Annotated in this window: 15 protein-coding genes; 4 read left to right on the top strand and 11 right to left on the bottom strand. The window is 50.5% G+C overall.

Annotated elements, in window-relative coordinates; all coding sequences use genetic code 11:
• Positions 1–137 precede the first annotated feature (137 nt).
• Positions 138–1343, top strand: coding sequence for a M20 family metallopeptidase (locus tag ACFSUF_RS16985; RefSeq protein WP_377604610.1), 1206 nt, complete (start codon positions 138–140; stop codon positions 1341–1343).
• Between the two features lie 141 nt (positions 1344–1484).
• Here the strand turns inward: ACFSUF_RS16985 and ACFSUF_RS16980 are convergent, their stop codons facing one another.
• From ACFSUF_RS16980 to ACFSUF_RS16950, 7 genes are all read right to left on the bottom strand, one after another.
• Entirely contained in the window at positions 1485–2474 is a 990-nt protein-coding gene (locus ACFSUF_RS16980) for a nucleoside hydrolase (RefSeq protein ID WP_377604608.1), read from the bottom strand.
• A 4-nt stretch (positions 2475–2478) separates the two neighbouring features.
• Positions 2479–3990 (bottom strand): beta-galactosidase, encoded by a 1512-nt coding sequence (locus ACFSUF_RS16975; RefSeq protein WP_377604606.1) that lies wholly within the window; start codon positions 3988–3990, stop codon positions 2479–2481.
• Positions 3991–4047: 57 nt separating this feature from the next.
• Positions 4048–4926 (bottom strand): carbohydrate ABC transporter permease, encoded by an 879-nt coding sequence (locus ACFSUF_RS16970; RefSeq protein WP_377604604.1) that lies wholly within the window; start codon positions 4924–4926, stop codon positions 4048–4050.
• Positions 4927–4942: 16 nt separating this feature from the next.
• Positions 4943–5878, bottom strand: coding sequence for an ABC transporter permease (locus ACFSUF_RS16965; RefSeq protein WP_377604602.1), 936 nt, complete (start codon positions 5876–5878; stop codon positions 4943–4945).
• Between the two features lie 72 nt (positions 5879–5950).
• The gene (locus tag ACFSUF_RS16960; RefSeq protein ID WP_377604600.1) at positions 5951–7633 is read right to left on the bottom strand and encodes a hypothetical protein; all 1683 of its coding nucleotides are present in this window, start codon (positions 7631–7633) and stop codon (positions 5951–5953) included.
• Between the two features lie 210 nt (positions 7634–7843).
• Positions 7844–8239, bottom strand: a complete 396-nt coding sequence (gene rbsD, locus ACFSUF_RS16955; protein WP_377604598.1) for a D-ribose pyranase — start codon at positions 8237–8239, stop codon at positions 7844–7846.
• Positions 8236–9246 carry a LacI family DNA-binding transcriptional regulator gene (locus ACFSUF_RS16950; protein WP_377604597.1) on the bottom strand — a complete coding sequence of 337 codons (1011 nt, stop codon included), beginning with the start codon at positions 9244–9246 and terminating at the stop codon, positions 8236–8238. The genes rbsD and ACFSUF_RS16950 overlap by 4 nt, the downstream gene beginning before the upstream one ends.
• A gap of 276 nt (positions 9247–9522) precedes the next feature.
• On the opposite strand from ACFSUF_RS16950, the gene ACFSUF_RS16945 reads away from it, so the two are divergent.
• From ACFSUF_RS16945 to ACFSUF_RS16935, 3 genes are all read left to right on the top strand, one after another.
• On the top strand, positions 9523–10353 hold the full coding sequence (locus tag ACFSUF_RS16945; RefSeq protein ID WP_377604595.1) for a helix-turn-helix domain-containing protein: 831 nt from the start codon (positions 9523–9525) through the stop codon (positions 10351–10353).
• A gap of 24 nt (positions 10354–10377) precedes the next feature.
• Complete coding sequence (locus ACFSUF_RS16940) at positions 10378–11139, top strand: helix-turn-helix domain-containing protein (RefSeq protein WP_377604593.1); 762 nt, start codon at positions 10378–10380, stop codon at positions 11137–11139.
• A gap of 122 nt (positions 11140–11261) precedes the next feature.
• Positions 11262–12767 (top strand): RICIN domain-containing protein, encoded by a 1506-nt coding sequence (locus ACFSUF_RS16935; protein WP_377604591.1) that lies wholly within the window; start codon positions 11262–11264, stop codon positions 12765–12767.
• A 316-nt stretch (positions 12768–13083) separates the two neighbouring features.
• On the opposite strand, the gene ACFSUF_RS16930 is transcribed toward ACFSUF_RS16935, so the two are convergent.
• From ACFSUF_RS16930 to ACFSUF_RS16915, 4 genes are all read right to left on the bottom strand, one after another.
• Complete coding sequence (locus ACFSUF_RS16930) at positions 13084–15396, bottom strand: cellulase family glycosylhydrolase (protein ID WP_377604590.1); 2313 nt, start codon at positions 15394–15396, stop codon at positions 13084–13086.
• Between the two features lie 293 nt (positions 15397–15689).
• Positions 15690–16574, bottom strand: a complete 885-nt coding sequence (locus tag ACFSUF_RS16925) for a carbohydrate ABC transporter permease (protein ID WP_377604588.1) — start codon at positions 16572–16574, stop codon at positions 15690–15692.
• Between the two features lie 14 nt (positions 16575–16588).
• Positions 16589–17491, bottom strand: a complete 903-nt coding sequence (locus tag ACFSUF_RS16920) for an ABC transporter permease (RefSeq protein WP_377604586.1) — start codon at positions 17489–17491, stop codon at positions 16589–16591.
• Positions 17492–17577: 86 nt separating this feature from the next.
• Positions 17578–19386: an ABC transporter substrate-binding protein gene (locus tag ACFSUF_RS16915; protein WP_377604584.1), complete on the bottom strand. Its 1809-nt coding sequence runs from the start codon at positions 19384–19386 to the stop codon at positions 17578–17580.
• Between the last annotated feature and the right edge of the window lie 79 nt (positions 19387–19465).

Here is a 19465-nt window from a genome sequence, read left to right as displayed (position 1 = left end):
TCGGGTATAGGAGCTTGTGTATTCTTTTTTTAGCAAAAATAATGCCACTCTTAGCCCCAAATTTATGGCACTCTTCTTGCTACATGAGGAGGAAAAGCACCATAACATCCAGAGATTAAAACAAGGAGATGACAACGATGAGTCAAGAGAAACGCCGTGCCGCCCAATGGATCGAACAGAAAGCAGAGTTGTGGCGGGAAACGAGCAGAACGATATGGGAGAATCCGGAACTGGGCCACCAGGAGTATAGAGCTTCGGCATTGCTGAGCGGGATATTGGAGGAGCATGGCTTTCAAGTAGAGCGGGGGACTGCGGGTTTGGAAACCGCGTTTCGGGCTGTATATGATTCCGGCAAGCCCGGTCCGCATATTGCCTATTTATCCGAGTACGACGCGCTGCCGGGACTGGGGCATGCCTGCGGGCATAATTTGATCGGAGTGATGAGCGTCGCTGCGGCGATGTCGCTTGCCGAAACGCTGGACCAAATCGGCGGGACTGTCACCGTCTTCGGGACCCCGGCAGAGGAGACTAGCGGGGCCAAAGTTACGATGGCTGAGCAGGGCTACTTCGAGGGAATTGATGCGGCGATGATGGCGCATCCGGCATCCGTCTACGAACGCAGCGGCAAATCCCTCGCCATGGAAGCGATCCAGTTCGAGTTCCACGGCAAAACGGCACATGCCGCCTCCCAGCCTTACCTGGGCGTGAACGCTTTGGACGCGGCCATTCAAACATTCAACGGCATCAATGCGCTCCGGCAGCAGCTGCGCTCCGATGTGAGAATCCATGGCATCATCAAAAAAGGCGGCGAAGCCGCAAATGTAGTGCCGGACTACTCCTTAATCCAGTTTTACGTTCGCACCGGTTCCAAATCCACCCTTCCCGATGCTGTCGAAAAAGTAAAAAACTGCGCACGGGGTGCAGCGGCGGCTACCGGCTGCAGGCTGGAGATTTCCAACTATGAGCTCGGTTACGACAATTTGGTCACCAACGAAGCGTTATCCGATCTGTTCACAGGCAATCTGGTTGCCCTTGGTGTCGCGCCGGAGGAGATCAAGCACGGATTGGATCACGGCTCGATCGATATGGGCAATGTTAGCCAGGTGGTCCCGGCCATCCACCCGTATATTAAGATGCCGGACAGCCCGTACGGAGGCCATACGGCTGAGTTCTGCGAGGCAGCCGGCGACGAGCGCGGCCAGCATGCGCTGCTGATGGGCGCCAAGGCCCTCGCCTGGACGGGCCTGGATTTGCTGGAGCAGCCGCTGTGCCTGCAGGACGTCCGCGAGGAGTTCGCTAAGGCCACCGGCACCGCCGGCAAAAGGGGCACGGCGGCGAAGTAAGCTGAGTTCGTTACATTTGAATATCGCCTAATTCGCATGAAATAGCGTGCCTACGATTCGTTAGCGGCACGACTCTCTGCTTGCTCTCGAATGCAGGCACCAAAAAGGCTATGCCGCATACTGCGCATAGCCTTTTATCATTTACAACATCAGCTCATCCAACAATTCCGCTATTTGTTCCGGGGCCAGCTTCACTTTCAGGTAGCCGTGGCGGCCGGCCGGGTCATTCTGCCATGTGTTTGCGCCGTTTTCAGCGTTTACGCTGATGTGCCCCCGCACGAGTTCCCAATAAGATTCGTAACCGCGGGCCGCATACAACACGGCCGTCAGGTCCCAGCTGTGCCTGGTCCCGCCTTCGCCGACATACCAGGCGTAGCTTTGGCGTACCGGGTGTTCGGCCGGCAGATCGGTAAACAGCCGGCTTCCGGTATGGATATCTATACCGATTTCAAACCCGGTAAAAGTGATCGCAGTAGGCCAATGCTCACATACATAAGCAGCCGAAGCAGGGTGCATCTGGAAATTCCACTCCGCCCCTTCCGGGAAGTGGCCTCCCATCACAATCAGATGCTTCACTTTCCGGGCCGCCAGCTCCAAACCGGACAGCGGGGAATAAGCATCCGCACCGCTTTCCAGCAGCAGCTGCAAGTTCGGCAGCGGCCCGATCGCTACGATCACTGTTTCCCCATCGGGTGCTTCCGCTAACAGCTGGCGGTACAAGGCAACTGCATCGGGAGCCTCTTCCTCCCGGTACCGGTTCGGGTACTGCAGGGTGATGCCTTTGTTGTATTTGGCGTGAACGGAATCATCATCCAAAAACCCCGGCTCCTTCAGGGTCCCCACAGGAATACCCTCCCGGGCATAATAAACGTTCAACGCATCCAGGCAGCCCGCTCCCCAACGGCTGGAAGTGCAATGCATCATCCCGGCAATCTTCACTTCGCCCGCCCGCTCCAGCGCATGCAGCACCGCTACGGCGCCGGCGTCGTCGCAGTCCGGCCCGATATCCGTATCCAACAATATCCGAACCGGTGCGGCCGGAACGTACAACTCATTTTGCTCCAATAGTTCTTCATTTTGTCCCACTTGCACTAGTTCTGCACTTTGCCCCACATGCACTAGTTCTGACATCCATTTAACCTCCAATAAACTCCATCACGGTAACTTGATAAAATCCTTCTTCATCTCTAACCCGATCGGTCAAGCCCAGCTCTATGAGCACCGGCTCATGGCCGCCCTCGTCCAGCAGTCTCACCTTCAGCGAACAAGTACGGCCCCGGAATGCTTCCGGCAGGCGGAGCCTGTAAGTTTCATCCTTAATGCCGCCCGGCAGCCAATTCAGATTTCCGGACATTGGAACATGTTCCCGGTGATAAGTCCGGCCCCCGCCGCCTGCCGGTCCGCAAGCTCCTGCTCCTTCATCTAGAAGCTCTACTTTTACCGTTAGTCCAAAACTGCGGTAACTAGGGGCGGCCCCATGGTTTTCCCACACAAGCCGCAGCTTCAATTCTCCGTCCGGACCAAGCCGGCGGGAATGTTCCACGGATTTGATGAAATACCAGTATCCTGCCCGGTTGGCCAAATCCACGGCAAGCTTTGGGTTATCCTTGAGGAAATCCCCAGGCGAGCCATGGAACCCAAGATAGGTCGCATGTGACTCCCTCAACGCCCCGGTTAACGGTACGCCGTCCTCCCAGCCGCCGCGGGCCAGCGCATCTTCATAGTGATGAAGCTCCAGGTTCACCGGGGTGTCCCGCCAAAAATACTCATACAGCTCGGCACTCCGCAAATGGTGGAACGAAGTCTCCCGTTGGATACCGGGCACGCTGATCGTATCGTCACGAAGTCCCAGCTTGTTGTCCAACACGTACCGCTGCAATTCATCCGCGGTATCTTCGTGATCCTCCGTCGTATAGATCCGCATGTTAATAAGCTCATCCGACACTACGACCAGCGCATCTGGATAAACCTGCCGATGCAGATCGATGTGCTTCTTAATGACCTCTGCCGGCCAGTCGCGCTGTGACGAGCAGATCGTGTGCCCTTCCCCCCAAACGCCATAGCTTCCGATGTCAATATAACGGAACCAGGGCTCTGCGGCGTAACGGGCGGCAAACACACGGTGAAACTGTTCCAGCTTCTCCAGAAACACTGGATCCCCGTAATCCGGCTCCCAGTTCAGCTGTCCCTCTTTATGCTCAGAGGAGTAGCAGGGTACGATAAACTCCCCCTTGGCTCCCGCTTCCATTACCCATCGCGGTGTCGCGAACGGTTGGTCAACCCCTGCCTCCATACAGCTGATACGGAAGCTGATTCCGTAGCCGCGCGGCGTCCACTCCCGGATCACACGGTCTATGATCTCCCAGTCAAACTTCCCCTCTTCCGGCTCCAAATAGCTCCAAGCCAGCCGTAGGTACAGATGGTCCATGCCCGGAAAATCCTCCAGGTAATCGCCTGGCTCGATCGTGTTCCAGTACCGATGTATACTATTATCGTAATAATGCATATACCAGCCTTTATGAGGGTTCGCACACAACTTCCCGTGATCCCACAAATGCTCGGTATACACTTTCGTTGTATGGGCCCAATTCAGTTTTCTCTCTATAGCAGCCTCTTCTTGGGCCCTCACTGCCGTGTCCTCCGCCATTCCCGTCCCTCCAACCGGCTTTTCTCCATCCTATACTTATCTCTTCTATTAATATCGTTATCCTTTCAGCGAACCGACCATAATCCCCGTCACGAAGTACCGCTGCATGAACGGGTAGATGCACAGGATAGGAACCGTACTCACCACAATGGCCGCCATCCGTACCGTCTGTACGCTGAAATTCTTCATCGCCTGAGGCGGTACATATTTGCTTGTCGCCGTCAGCACATCCGCTTCCTTAATCAGTTTCATCAGATACAGCTGCAGAGGCATCAGCTTCTCGCTGTTCGTAAACAGCATGGCGTCAAAGAAAGAGTTCCAGTGCCAAACCGCGTTCCACATGCCCACTGTAGCGAGCACCGGCATCGACAGCGGAATGAATAGCTGCAGAAAAATTCGGAAATCGCCGGCACCGTCCACCGTAGCCGATTCATGCAGCTCCTCGGGAATCTCCCGGAAGAAGCCTTGAAAGATGATCATATTAAATACCGAAAATAACGTCGGAATAATATATACCAGGAACGAATCCAGCAGATGCAGATTTTTTAATACTAGAAAATAAGGAATCAGTCCGCCGCTGAAGAACAGCGTCATCAGGTTCAACCAGTAGTACGCGTTCCGGCCCATCAGCGTTTTGCGCGACATCGCGTAAGCAACCATTGCCGTAAACAGAACACTAGTCACCGTTCCAATTACAGTCCGTGAAATGGAAATGAAGAACCCCGTATATAGGCGGTCATCGTTAAACACAATCTCATAGCTCGCCAAACTGAATACTCTCGGGAAGAAATACACGCCACCGCGCATATAATCATTTCCTTCGTTAAACGAGCCGGCGATTACATAAATGATCGGATACAGTGTCAGCAGGCAAAACAAAGTCAAAAACACATAATTCACAATACTGAACGTATCCCACTTTTTCATACCGACCATCAGTCTCTCTCCCTTCTTAAAACAACCCGCGTCCAGCCAGCCGTTTGCTGATATAGTGGCCCGACACAAGCAAAATCAGAGCAATCACGGATTTAAAAACGCCCACGGCGGTGGTGTAGGAATAACGCATTTGCGTCAGACCCACTTTATAGACATAGGTATCGATTACCTCGCTTTTTTCCAGGTTCAGAGGGCTTTGGAACACCCAAATTTGGTCAAACGACGAATTCAGAAGGTTGCTTAACGATAAAAGGAAGAAAATAATGATCGTCCCCGAGATCGAGGGAATCGTAATATGGCGTATCCGCTGAATTCGGCTGGCCCCGTCAAGTGTCGCTGCTTCGTAAAGGGAAGTATCAATGGACATGATGGCCGCCAGATAGATCACCGAACCCCAGCCCAACCCTTTCAGCAGGGAAGTTACCACCACAAGTCCCCAAAATTTGTTCGGATCCCCCATGAAGTCGATAGGCTCGTTAATCACTCCAAAAAACATCAGTAACGGATTCACAACGCCGCTTTCCTGAGCGATCAAGTTCATCACGATCCCGCCAAACACGATCCACGACAGAAAGTGAGGAAAATAGGTGATCGTCTGCACAATTTTTTTGAAACGCGTATGGAACACTTCACTGATCAGAATAGCAAACAGAATCGGTGCCGGAAAATTGAACACCAGCTGCAGAAGGTTCATAAACAGCGTATTTTTCAAAATGTCCACAAACTGATAATCGTTAAAAAACTCCAGATAATATTGAAGCCCCACCCATGGCGCGATAAAAAAATCCTTGGTCAGGTTATACGAATAATCCATCAGCTTAAAACTCATCACAATCCCGATCATGGGCAGATAACAAAATACGAGAATGAACGCAATCCCGCACAGTGCCATCAGCTGGATCTGCCATTGGCCCAGCCATCTTCTAAGGAAGCCTGCTTTCGATGCCTGCATGAAACTCATCCTTTCTCTGAAAAAGAGGGCTGCCGCCGCATCAATCTGGGCAGCAGCCTTCTCTATACCAAGCTACTTCGCGTTTCCTGGCCAGCCAACCTGATATCCTAAAATTTCTTTCGTTTTCTTAAAGCCTTCGTTTTGGAACGCATACCATTTATCCCAGCCGATTTTCTTCATTTGAGCAACGGCACGGTCGTATTTCGCCTTCATATCGCTCTCGGTTTTAGCCATGATGATTTGCGGAAGCTGTTTTTTCCATTCCAGTTCGAGCTGTGTCTTGATTTGGTTCATCTGATTCCAGCGCGGATCGGCCGGATCGATACGGTTGTTGTTCGCATTGAAGTCATAGCTATGTTCAAGCAGCGGCTTCTTCATATCGTTGATGTAGACATCTTCCGGATTTTTGGAAGGAGCATACAAATCCTTGACGGTCAGCCAATCCTGTTGAAGATTAAATCCGATTCCCCATTTGGCGGCTGCGGAGCCGTCTTTGTTCGCTGCATCGTAAGCTTCCGTCCATTCGAACTGTCCGCTTGCATTCTTCGTGTACGTCTCGCCTTCCCAGCCGAAAGCCGTCATATACTGGCCTTCTTTGCTGTTCAGGAACGCCAGGAACTTCATAATCCGGTCAGGATATTTCGTATCTTTGCTGACCATGGTATACAACCAGCCGAAACCGCGGAGATCCTGCAGGTACGGCTTATCGCCGTCGTAATTTTTGATAACAAAAGTTTCGTACAAAGCTTTCGGATCCGCTTTATACAACGTGCGCATCTGGTTTCCGAAGTCCTGCGATGCTGTGAACATCGAGAATACACGTCCGCTGGCTACTTTTTCATTAATCTGGTCGCGGGTTTCGGAGAAGTTCTCCTTGGAAATCAAGCCTTTGTTATACGCTTCGTTTAACAGCTTGAGACCTTGGTAGTACTTCTCGTGCATCCGCACATCCACCCAGTTGCCGTCCTTGTCTTCGAACGGAGTGGAGAAATACTGGGACAGCCAGTTCGCCGAACTATCGATGCCGTCGTACAGCTGCAGCGGGATCAACGGCTTGCCGTCGTAGGATTTCACTTCATTTTTCACTTTTTCCAAAGCCGCTATAAATTGCTCCGGTGTTGAAATGTCAGGCCGGCCGATCTGATCGTAGATGTCTTTGCGCAAGGTGAAGGAGGTGTTCGGCTCCAGCTTCTCGCCTTCTTTGATCAGTTCTTTGGAGTAAGCATAGTTCGGGAGACCATAGGTTTTGCCGTCGGGTTCCTTATACCAGTTGAAAATGTCCTCATAAGGCTTGAACTCCGGCGTGTACTTGGCGATCAGATCGTTCATCGGCTGCACCAAGCCCGGCTTGATCAGGAACCGCTGGTCGTTCTTCCAGCCTTCCACCGTCACGATATCCGGAATCTCATTGGCAGCAACCATGGCGGACAGCTTCTGTCCATCATCCGTAGCCGGGGTAATAAAATTCAGGTCCAACCCGAACTTTTCTTTCACATATTGGGAAAACTTGTCTTTCCCCCACTCGCCTGAGTACTTCCACCAGGAAAGATTGATATACCAGTCGACTTTAACAGGGTCCAAATTCCCGGTTTCCCCAGGTGTATTTCCGCTGTTCGCTGTTCCTGTGTCGGTCTCCGACTTATCAGGCGCATTATTCGTACCGGCGTTCGAGCCTGTATTATTTCCGCTGCACGCAGACAAAACGAGCAGTGCCGTGATCATCAGCAGGCTGAGCCATTGTTTTTTTGTTCTCATTGTGGACCTCCCGGACAATTTGGTTTACCATTGCCAAAACTGTGCCTTGCTGTAACCCCTGACTTGTTGTACCATAATAAGGATGCATTACCTAAGTGACTGACTTGATGCCGCTGTGCCTGCGATTCTGCTCAATCGCCGCCAGCATGAAGCGCATAAGTTAGTTGCTTTTTTTTGCGCCGGAACATCACCCCTCTCATCATAATGCAGCTAAAATGCTACGCCCGCATGAAGAATTACGTTAGAATACGGAATGCATTCCCCGGTCCGAATGACGGCGATCGACTCTTTTACCAGCTCTTTAAAGCTTGCATGCGCTATCCGGTTGGCCTCCGCCTGGGGGAATATCGCCTGTACCTCCGCAATTAAAGCAAGGCAATGGCTGTCGGACTCTTCCGCATAGGTAATTCCCTCGACCTCCAGTTCTTTCGCAATTTCCTCGATGGTCTCTGCAATCCCGGGGTAACCTTTGCGAAGCGATAGGTCGATCGACGGAATGGAAGGAGGAATCGGATATCCGCTGTCGACGACCGCGATGCGGTCCGTATGGCCGAGCGATGCAATCAATCGGGCCAACTCCCTGTTCATAATGCCTGTTTTTTTCATTGTACGGCCATCCTCCCTTCTGCCTTAGTAGTTTCTTTAATGACCAGCTGAACCTCGAATTCATGCACCTGTTGAGGAAGCGTTTCCCCTGCGATCAAGCGAAGCAGATATTCCATCGCCTGTGAACCCATCGTATAAATCGGCTGGGAAACAGTAGAAAGCTGGGGTACGGTCCGATTGGAAGCTATACCGTCGAAACCGATGAGCTTTACCTGCTGCGGAACCTCGATGCCAAGCTTATATAACGCATGTAATGCCCCGATGGCCATCTGGTCGTTTCCGGCAAAAACGCCGTCTATATCGGGATGCCGGGAAATCAGTTCCTGCATGGCCCGAAATCCGCCTTCCGAATGAAAGTCCCCTTGGGCGATCAGGCTTGGTATGAACCATGGCTCCGATCCGCATTCGTCCTCGTAACCGAGGCATCTATCCAAAGAAGCGGCTACGTGAAGCGGTCCCCGGATATGTCCGATCTTGCGGCAGCCCTCTTCCAGAAGGTGCCTCACCGCTATAGCTCCGCCTTCGCGGTTGCGCGCCACGATGGAGAGAATCGGAATCTCGGGAAACTGGTGATCGATGAGCACTACCGGGATCGCGCTGCGCTGCAGCTCCAAAATCTGTTCCGGAAGTATCGTGGAAGATGCCAGCAGAATGCCGTCTACCCGTTTGCTGATGAGAACATCCAGGCATTTTCGCTCTTTGGCCGGATCGTTGGACGTATTACAGAGAATCACGTTATAACCGTTATCGCTGGCCACATCTTCGATGGCCCTCGCCAGTTGAGGGAAGAACGGATTCAGGATGTCGGGAATGACCAGTCCCACGGTTAACGACCCTTTGCCTGCGAGGCTTCTGGCAATCCTGTCCGGCGAGTAATTCAGTGCCTTCATGGCGGACTTGATGGCCTCTTCCGTGTTCTTATGCACATACCCTTTCCGGTTGATCACCCTTGAAACGGTAGCCACGGAACATCCGGCCAGCTTGCTTACATCTCTAATCGTTGCCATAGCATCAAACCTTCGTTCTATTATCGTCAGGAGATAGGGTACCGGTTACACAAAGAAAGAGTGTCCATTGTGTAAACGCAATCATGAATGTATAGCAAGAAAGTCAATTCAATCTATTAGGCCCGTTTCGATTCTCCTATGTTACCGTTACCACATCTGAAAGGAGGGTTGCCTACGGGATGCTTTTAGCATATCATTGTTTGAGAAAGCGCTTTTATAACGTTTTGGCCGATCTATTGTACGAAATGGCTAAGTTCTTGCGAAGGGGGACTTTTCGTGAAATTTGAATTCATATTCCGCTCTATTCGGGGAAAGCAAATGTACATCGCTCACCATTCGCATAACTGTTTCGAGCTGGTTTATTATCTCGAAGGCAAGGGCGAGACCGAAATCGGGGAAAATACATACCAATTCGGTCCCGGCAGCTACTGCGTCATCCGCCCGGGCACGATGCACGATGAGCGGAGGACGGAAGACACGGATGTGATCTTCTTCGGCTTTTCCTGCGACGACCATGCGCTCATGCTGCCGGAAGGGATGTTTCAGGATGAAGACGACCTGATTCTCAATCTGCTGCATGTGCTGTACGAGGAGTTCAGCACGAAGCGAACCCACCAATCCATGATGCTGGACTGTTTAACCGGACAGCTTGCCGTGGAATTATCCCGGCGCATGCATGAAATGTGGTCACTCCAAGCCCGGGGCAAAAAGCTTTTGTCATTCCGGCGTTTCATTGACGATCACTTTCAGCAGAAGTTAAACTTGGGACAGCTTGCCGAGGATTCCGGCTATAGTTATGACCGGTTTCGCCATCTGTTCAAAGAGGAAACCGGAGTTTCCCCGCAGCAATACCTGTTGTCCAAACGGATTGAGCGCGCCTGCGATCTGCTTGGAAATACGGATCTGTCCATTTCCGATATTGCCAGCCGATCCGGTTTCTCTACCGACGCCCAATTCTGCAAGCTGTTCAAACGCGAGGTCGGCATCACGCCCGGCCAATACCGCGAAGGCTACCGGATCGGTATCGATGAGCGGACACAGCCGGAACGGGTCGCTCCGCCCCATAAAGTGCCGAGAATTTCCAAGCATCAATATGCCACCAATTGACGGCAGCCGACGGGAGGCCTGTATATGATTCAGTGTTCGTTCGATTTCCTGCACCGTACCGTCCGCAAAGCCGGCACCCGGATCGAGGAGCATATTCATGCCGGCATTGAAATTGTTTATTATCTGTCCGGAGAAGGCGTTTCGCGTATTGAGGGCAGCCCTTATCCCTATAAATCGGGCATGTATGCGGTCATTCTTCCCGGCTGTAAGCATGACGAAATCCGCAGTATCGATACGGAAGTCCTGTTTCTTTGTTTCCGGTACGGCAACCATCCGATCCGGCTGGGTAACGGGCTGTTCGAGGACGGGGACGGCACCGTTCTGAATCTACTTCTGCATATGCACACCGAAACAGCCGTCAAGGACAGCTTCCAGAGTTACGCCCTGCAGGGCGGGCTGATCTCCCTGATTGCCGCTTTGGGCCGGCGGACAGCCGCTTCCGGACATCAGGCAGGCAGTCATAAAATTGCTTATGCCCGAAGCCACATCGAGCAATTCTGCACCGGTTTGGTAGATATGCGGAAACTGGCGGCAAGCCTGGACTGCAGCTATGATCAATTCCGCCGTTTATTCAAACAGTCAACCGGTTCCTCTCCGAATCAATACCTGCTTCAGGCACGCATCGACTGCTCCAAGAAAATGCTGCTTCACTCCGCCACCCCCATTACGGATATTGCTTTCGAGTGCGGGTTTGGCAGCCTGCCCCAATTCAGTTTCCTGTTTAAAAAGGCCGTTCATTTGACCCCAACCCAGTATCGTCAACAACATGCTGATCAAAATCTATAAAGGAATCGCCAAATCCTGATAGTTTCCCAGAAGGAGTGTGGTGTATTTTGGTTATGCAGCCTTTTGTAAGCGTGTACATTTTGCATCGGGCTGTAAATCCAAATACGCATAGGAGGTTTATTATGAAAATCAAGATTTGGAAAGCTCTGCTGCTGTCTACGCTGTTGTTTACGCTGCTGGGGTTCCCATTCCAGACGGCGGAGGCGGCTATTTCCTGGAACAGCTCGTCTCTTCAATCCGTGTATGACCCGTCAGGAAACATCTACACCTACGCCCCATCGGTTGTCAGCAGCGGTATGACAGACCATATTTACACCTGCCATAATAAGATCAGCGGGGATGTGCATGACAGCATTTACTATACCAAAAGGGTGAACGGATCCGTTGTGGAATCCAAGGAAGTGCTGGTTTCCGGGCCGAACGGCGCTTGGGACGATTTCCACATTTGCGACCCTTCGGTTATTGGCGGCAAATTTAATTACAACGGCACTCTCTATAATTATGCCATGTTCTACCTTGGCAACGACCATGCCTGCAGCTGCAATAACCAGATCGGCGTCGCTTTCTCCAACGATCTCTCGGCCAATACCTGGGTGAGGTATCCGAATCCGATCGTTACACATCCGCTGGATAATACTTGGGGTGTAGGCCAGCCGACTGCTACCAGCGTCGACGGCAACGGCCGCGTGCTCCTGTTCTACACAGGAACGGAGAGCGGCGACTTCGGTGCGTGGCGCCGGGATATTAACCTGAACAACATGTCCGCACCTTCGATTGGGTCTCCTCTGAAGCTTACTACTTCTGGATTGACAGGTACGGATGGGAATGCGGATTATCTGAACAACTACGATATCGCATATGACGGTTCCCGCGACCGCTTTTTCGCCATTCGGGAAATGCACCCATACCCGACGAGCGATCCTAATTTTATCGGGGACAGCCTGGAAATTGTAAGCATCCCCGGAGCCAATGTATGGAGCGGCGGCGGAAGCTGGCAGCGGGTAGGTTACATTACGCCGGGACAGACGGGGTTTGCCCGCAATCATAACGGAGGTTTGGCCCGTGATATTTGGGGCGGATTAACGTCTTCCAGTTCCATCCGTGCCGTATTTACAGACAGCTGCTCCAATTGCGACTCGCTGTGGAGCTATGATCTATGGCAAATGACAGGCACGTTGTCGAACGGAGCCGGAGCGCCTTTGGCAGCCGGCATCGAGTCCGGATCGATCTATGAGGTGATCAATCAGAACAGCGGGCTCGCGCTGCACGCGGCTTCTAACGGAAATGTCGAGCTGCAGGCGGATAATAACAGCGATGCGCAGGCTTGGCGAATCAACGATATGGGCGGCGGCAACTATAAGCTCATTAATATTAGCGCCAATAAAGCGTTAGATAATGCCGGTGCCGGCACTGTGAAGGAAACGAACATTCAGGTGTGGGAGGATAACGGGCATAATGCACAGCGTTGGGTATTCTCCGGCGTAGGCGGAGGCTACTACGAAGTAAAGAATGTCCATGCCAACCTGATGATGGATGCCCAAGGAGCAGGCACTACAGCCGGCACGAACGTATGGTTGTGGGAGGACAACAACCACCCGGCACAGCGCTGGCAGTTTGTGAAGCGCTAAGGTGTTGTTGCGCAATTTATGAGATGAGCCGGTGCCCCAGGGGCCCGGCTTTTATATCGAATCTACAAACACGCTATTTGTCCTTTTTTGCCGCATTGTACGCTCAAATTCACCAAATAACGATATACCGATTCGGTACAATTTCCAAACCATGATTTTGAGCAAAATAGCGTGTATCCAGTTCGTTAGCCCATACGAGCCAAACAAACGTAGTCATAATCTTTATTACTAGACTCAGCAGAGCATATTTTCATACTAAAAAGGGCTGCCGCAGCAGCCCAGCTGGGAATTGACTTGCCCGGAATTCGTTTATGTTTTATTGCTGGGTGATCTGAAAGTTATCACCATGAAAACTGACGGTCGAATTGTTCTTCCATACAAACAACCAAATATCTGAGAAGTCAGCCGGCGTAGTGAAGGTCAACTCCTTGGATACCCCGGTCGACTGATTGAAATAAAGCTCTTTCTGTGTGTAGCTGCCGTTCACCATATACTTAATGCCTACGACTGTACTGTCTGATGTATCCGCGCTTTGCTTTCCCCAAGCACTGATTTTGTAGGTGGTGTTGGGACGAAGCTGGATTTGCTGCCCTGAACCTCCTGAATTTCCCGATGCGATCACCAGATTGGAGTTCGTTACAGAAGCGCCTCCCCAGTTATTCCAGCCATTCATACCGTTATCGAAGTTTCCGTTTTCCATAATCGGATATGGATTAGCTGCAATCGGGGCGCTGAGCGAACCGTGATTGTCGTCCCACACGAGTCCGCCGAACCAAGTTAAATTCGATGGTTTGGTTCCGTTCGTCTGATTGATTTCATAGCCGCCACCGTTTTGAGAGCCGGTTGTTAAATTGTAAGTATCACCCAGCTCGCTCGACCAATGCCAGGCAATACGGCCGATTTTATTCGGGATAACATAATTAAACATGGATTCTACAGAAAGCGCGGAAGAGCCGTCTCCTGCTCCATATTCCCCGACGACAACCGACAAGCCTTTGTTTTTGGCATCTGTAATGTAAGCAGACAGCCGCGAGGAGCTATTAGCCCAGAGGCCGTACATATGAAGAGAGAACGTCATATTTGTATATGTTTGCGTGAAGTAGCTTCCGTGCGTAATGACAGCGCTATCACTTGTGCCGTTATGATAGCCGTTGGCCTGCCCCCAATTATGATCGTCCAGCATAATCACATTGGTTGCCCCGGTGTTACGTATGCCGCTTGTAATCGTGTCATGGAATGACTTCCATTTGGCGATGGAGTTCACATTCGTATAGCTCCCGGTACCTGGTTCATTGGCAATATTAAACCAGACATACGTATTATTTTTATATTTATTTGCAATCTCAATCCACCAGTTTTTCATTTCGGTTACCGAGGGAATACGGTTTCCACTGGAGTCATATGTCACATTATCTTCAGCCCATGTGCCGTAGATGTCGTGGTTCTCGATGATGACAACGACATTTTTAGCCGTGTAGGCATTCACAATTGCATCCAAATCCAGGTTGTTTGCAATACCGTGCTGCTCCATGCGGGGCATAGTGTTGACACGAACCGCATTGAATTTCCAGGTGTCCGCAATCAGACCTGCGTCCGGCGTCGTTTCCCGTGTATACGGCCACCTCGGGCCATTCACATTAATCCCTTTCATAACAAATTCATTTCCCGCAGGATCCAGTATTTTAGATCCAGACACTTGGAATTTTCCCGTGCCGGATGCGGTGTCGAGCAGTTCGATTTCCGCCAATTGAGTAATTGAACCGCTGTGGTTGTAGATATTGTCAAGCTTGTAATACTTGTAGGCCGTGGAGTTCGAGATCGTGTAGGTCAGCTTCTGGAATCTGCTGCTGAAGTTCACGTCGCTTCTTGTGTCCAGAGAGGTCCAAGAAGCTCCGTCATTCGAGCCTTTAAGCGTCCAACTCGACGGGTCGCGTCCAGGATCGTCATTAGCCGAAGTAATCGTATATTGCTTAACCGTTTTTGCGACAGCGAACTGGTATTGGATCCAGCTCGTTGCACTCATATCCAGCCATTTCGTATTAACATTGCCGTCGAATGCCATAGCCGCGGTTTCATTCGGAGCATTCTCCCCTCGCGCGGTTGCGACCCCGCTACCTCCAGCCCCTGAGTCTATGAATTCGATTTCCGCCAGTTGAAGAATCGTTCCGGAATGATTGCTCATGTTGTCCAGTCTGTAATACTTGTAGGAATTTGAGTTACTGAAAGTGAAGGTGAGTTTCTCGAGTCGACCGCTGAAGTTCACACCGCTTCTGGTATCGAGTGATATCCATGAGGATCCGTCATTCGAGCCCTTAAGCGTCCAACTGGCCGGATCGCGTTCCGGGTGATCATTGGCTGATGTAATGGTATATTTGCTGATTGTGTATGCATTTCCACCCGTGAATTGGTATTGAATCCAGCTTGTTGCCTGGAAATTTAGCCACTTCGTATTCACGTTGCTATCGAATGCCTTAGCCGCACTTTCATTAGGGGCGTTCTCTCCCCCGGCCGTTACCGTTCCGCCGGTTGCCCGGTTCACATCAGCCGCACTCGTTGATTGTAATCCCGTTAGGCAGGTAACTGCTATCATCATTACCGTCAGAAATATCATCAGCCTTTTCTTCTTCATCCATCATCTACTTCCTTTCCTCATCCATCTCGTTTCTTACCTGGATTGAACGTCTTTCTGATCAGGCCATTCAAGACTCCCTCCTCTCTTTAGACTATAAGATTCAGAAGAACAAATTTATCTTAGCACAGCATAATTTGTATCAAGGAGGGACGAATACAAGATTCACCTCCGATAACTGGCATCCATTCAAGTCAAGATCGACTCCCAAGAACGGTTCAACTGCCATATTCCCTACCAGGCACAGGTTGCGTTGCCATAGAAAAGGACCGTTCACAGGAACGGTCCCGAACTTATTCTTTGACTGAGCCCAGCACAATCCCATGGATAAAGAATCGTTGCATGAACGGATATACAATGAAAATTGGAAGCAAAGACAATAGGATTTTGGCTGCATTTAGCGATTTGTTGGATATGAGACCCGCTTCCTTGATCTGCTCGATCGTCATGCGCGTCGGGTCCAGCTTCACGAATACGGTCTGTAAATACGTCTGCAGCGGCATCAGTTCCTGACTCCTTGTAAATATGAGTCCAAACAAATACTCGTTCCAAGTATTTACGATGGAAAATAAGGATATAGTTGCCAAAACCGGCAGCGATAAGGGTAGATATATGCTGATCAGCATGCGGAAGGGCCCCGCCCCATCCATGCTAGAACATTCGTCCAGCTCCTTGGGGATGCTCCGGAAGAAGTTGACGACAAGAATGACGTTAAATACATTGACGATCATGGGCAATACAAGGGCACCCATCGTATCGTACAGGCCCAGATCCCTAACTGTCATATAGAAGGGAATCAAGCCCCCATTGAACAACAGTGTAAATATGAGCAGCCACATGACCGGGTTGCGAAGGATAAATTGCTTTGGATCCCGTGAGAGGGGAAAAGCGAGTAGCAGCGTTACGATAAAACTGGATACGACAGTGAGCGCAACACGCTTGACCGAAACCCAGAAAGAGACCAGGAATTGTTTATCATCGAGAAGTCTCTCGTAAGCATGAATGTTCCATCCCTTCGGAAAGAAACCGACCATGCCGGCTTCGACCATGTACGATTTGCTGAGAGATAGCGCTATAGTATGAAGAATTGGAACAAAGGACACCAATGAGATAAACAATAGGAACAGTATATTAATGACATCGAACGTACGAACAGTTCTCATAAAGCCAGTACCCATAACCAAGCTCCCTTCTAGAAAATACGGTATCCGGCAAATCGGGATGCCAGCTTATAGGCCGTGACGATAAGTGCCATACTGATGACGGATTTAAACAGCCCGACCGCAGTTGCCAGTTCATAATTGACCTGTTCAAAGGAGACGCGGTAGATATATGTATCCAAAATGTCGCCCGAAGAATAAACCGTAGGATTATACAGATTAAATATCTGATCAAAGCCTGCGTTAAGGACATTTTGAAGACTAAGCGTCGCTAGCAGAACGATGGTGCTCGAGATGCCAGGAAGCGAGATATGCCATAGTTTCTGTAAACGGGAAGCCCCGTCCATCTCAGCAGCTTCATATAATGTCGGATTAATGTTCGTAAGCGCAGCTAAATATACAATTGCCGAGAATCCAAATTCCTTCCATACATCTGTAGATATAAGAATTGGCCGGAACCATAGATTGCTGCCAAGGAAAGATATAGGCTCGAACCCCAATGGAATGATGACCGACTGATTCACCAACCCATCCAGCCCCAGCATATCCTTCAGGATGCCGGCGATTATGACCCAGGACAGAAAATGAGGCAAATAGACAATAGTTTGAACCATGCGCTTAAAATAAACTAACTTCAACTCGTTCAGCATGAGTGCAAATAAAACAGGAATAATTAAAAATGCAATCATCTTGGCCAAAGAGATGATAATCGTATTTTCAATAACCTGCCAGCTGTAGCTGCTGCTGAACAGCACTTTGAAATTGTCGAGCCCGACGAAAGGCGAATGCCATATGCCTTTACCCGGGATATAGCTCTGAAAAGCAATCAGAATGCCGAGCATGGGCTTGAGACTGAAAAGAGCCAGCAAGACAAGCCCTGGAAGGAGCATCAGCATATATTGAAGGGTTGAAAATCGGAACAGAAGTCTGCTCATCTATGTCTCCACCAATCCGGCCGAATAATTTCGGCATTAGAGCGGCGCTGTCTGATGGCGCCGCCCTGATGCCGGTCTATGCCTATTTAACGCTTGTCGATTTCCGCCTGAACCTCTTGGGTAATCTGATCTCCGCCTTGGGATTTCCAGTCCGATACGAACTTGTCAAATGTCAGGTCAATAGATTCCTTGCCCAGAATCATTTCGAAATACGCCTGCGTCTGCAACGTCTTTAAATTCTCCCATCGGGTTTTCATTGTCTCTGTTTGACCCGTAAATAGATTTGGATGCGTTTCCTCAGGGTGAGTCCCCCATGACGTTGCCGCGCCTTCCATCCAAGCTACATATCCGATATGGTTGTTTAGTGCCGTCTCCTGATCTTCCTTACTCATCGAATCCCATTTCTTCAGCGTAGCTTCCCACGGGTTATCCAATTCATATTTGATTGCATTCCAGTCCCCGGTTTTCTTGCCGTCTAGTGTCGCGGGATCGGCCTTGCCTGCTGCGATGTCTTTATACAAACGAATCTTGTCGGGGATGTCTGTCGGATTGCCGACTCCGAAGTTGATATATTGCGGGTAAGTTCCGCTGAAGTTCGTGCCCGCCTTAGTCGTCGCATCGTACCAGTCTTGCAGCTCCGGTACCATGAATTCACCGATTTCCGTATTCAGGTTCATCAGCTTGACAGCCAGCTCCGGATGTTTGAATCCCTTGCGTACGACAAGAAAGCTTGTGTCAGCCGGATTATTCGTATGGACCAGCTTGCCGTCATCGCTTAGCAGCGCGTAAGGCTTCCATTCAGCAGTAGGATCGTTGCGGAGCGTGTTGCCCAACGGGTAATATGGCGCATACCAGGCTTGGAATACCATTCCGACTTTGCCCGCTCCAGCATCTTCCGTTGTTTTTCCTCCGTCCTTCTGTCCGAATGCAGGGTCAAGCGAACCATCTTGGTACATGTCCCTCAGGATGGCGAGGACGTTTTTTGCTTCCGGTTGTATGCCTCCGTAAGTTACCTTACCGTCGGGCCCCTTAATCCATGACATCGGGAAAGCCCGCTTTGACCAGGTAATCGCATCGAAAGTATGAAGATCGAACGCCTGGGCCATATAAGCATCTTTCTGCACAGCCAGGCCGATGGTGTCGTTCTTCTTGTTACCGTCCGGGTCGTTCTTCGTAAACGCCAGCGCATTCTCACGCAGAGTTTCGATTGTCGTTGGCTCAGGCAAGTTCAATTTCTTCCTCCAATCCTCCCGAACCCATACCAGCATAGGATTAGAGACGCTGCCCGCACCGGGAAGGGCCATCATTTTGCCGCCATACATCACATTCTGAAATGCATTTGGATTGGATTGATAATAGCCCTTCACCTTGTCTGACCCGTATTGATCAAGCCATTGACCCATCGGCTCGATCATGTCTCCCTTAACAAGCTGATTTAGCAGTGCCAGAGAATTGCTCCCCGTTATATAAAAAATATCCGGCAGCTGGTTGCTGGCAATATCCAGTGCAAGCTTTTTGGTATATTGTTCTCCATCGGATGGAGCCGTCCAAAGCAAATCCCCCTTAATGTTTAAAGCCTTCTCGATGTAATCCTGAACGGGATTTTTCTCCCATGATACATTGGCGTCAGGGAACTTCGGGTTTTGATCAATAGCCCTTACTGTTGTGAAGGATACCGTTTCTGCATACGGTGCCATCGGATCAGCCGGCTTATTGGCCTCGTTAGTCTGATTTTGCGAATTGACTGTCTGGTTGGTGCCCGTCTTTCCCTGCTCCCCATCTGCATTCGAAGCGTTATTAGTGTTGTTCCCGCCGCTGCATGCGGACAGAATGGTTAACGAGACAACCATGGTCATGGCCATGGCCATGAATTGCCTCATTTGTTTGTTCCTCATTTCATAACCCCTTTCACCTTTCTTTGTCGATTACGTATTCAGTTTACACGCAGCAGCACCTACTCATAGAGAGAGAACT

It is taken from the genome of Paenibacillus gansuensis (genome assembly GCF_042684925.1).
Taxonomy (GTDB): Bacteria; Bacillota; Bacilli; order Paenibacillales; family DY6; genus Paenibacillus_N; species Paenibacillus_N gansuensis.
Note: the sequence above shows the minus strand (reverse complement) of the source record. Positions and strands in the feature narration are given on the sequence as shown.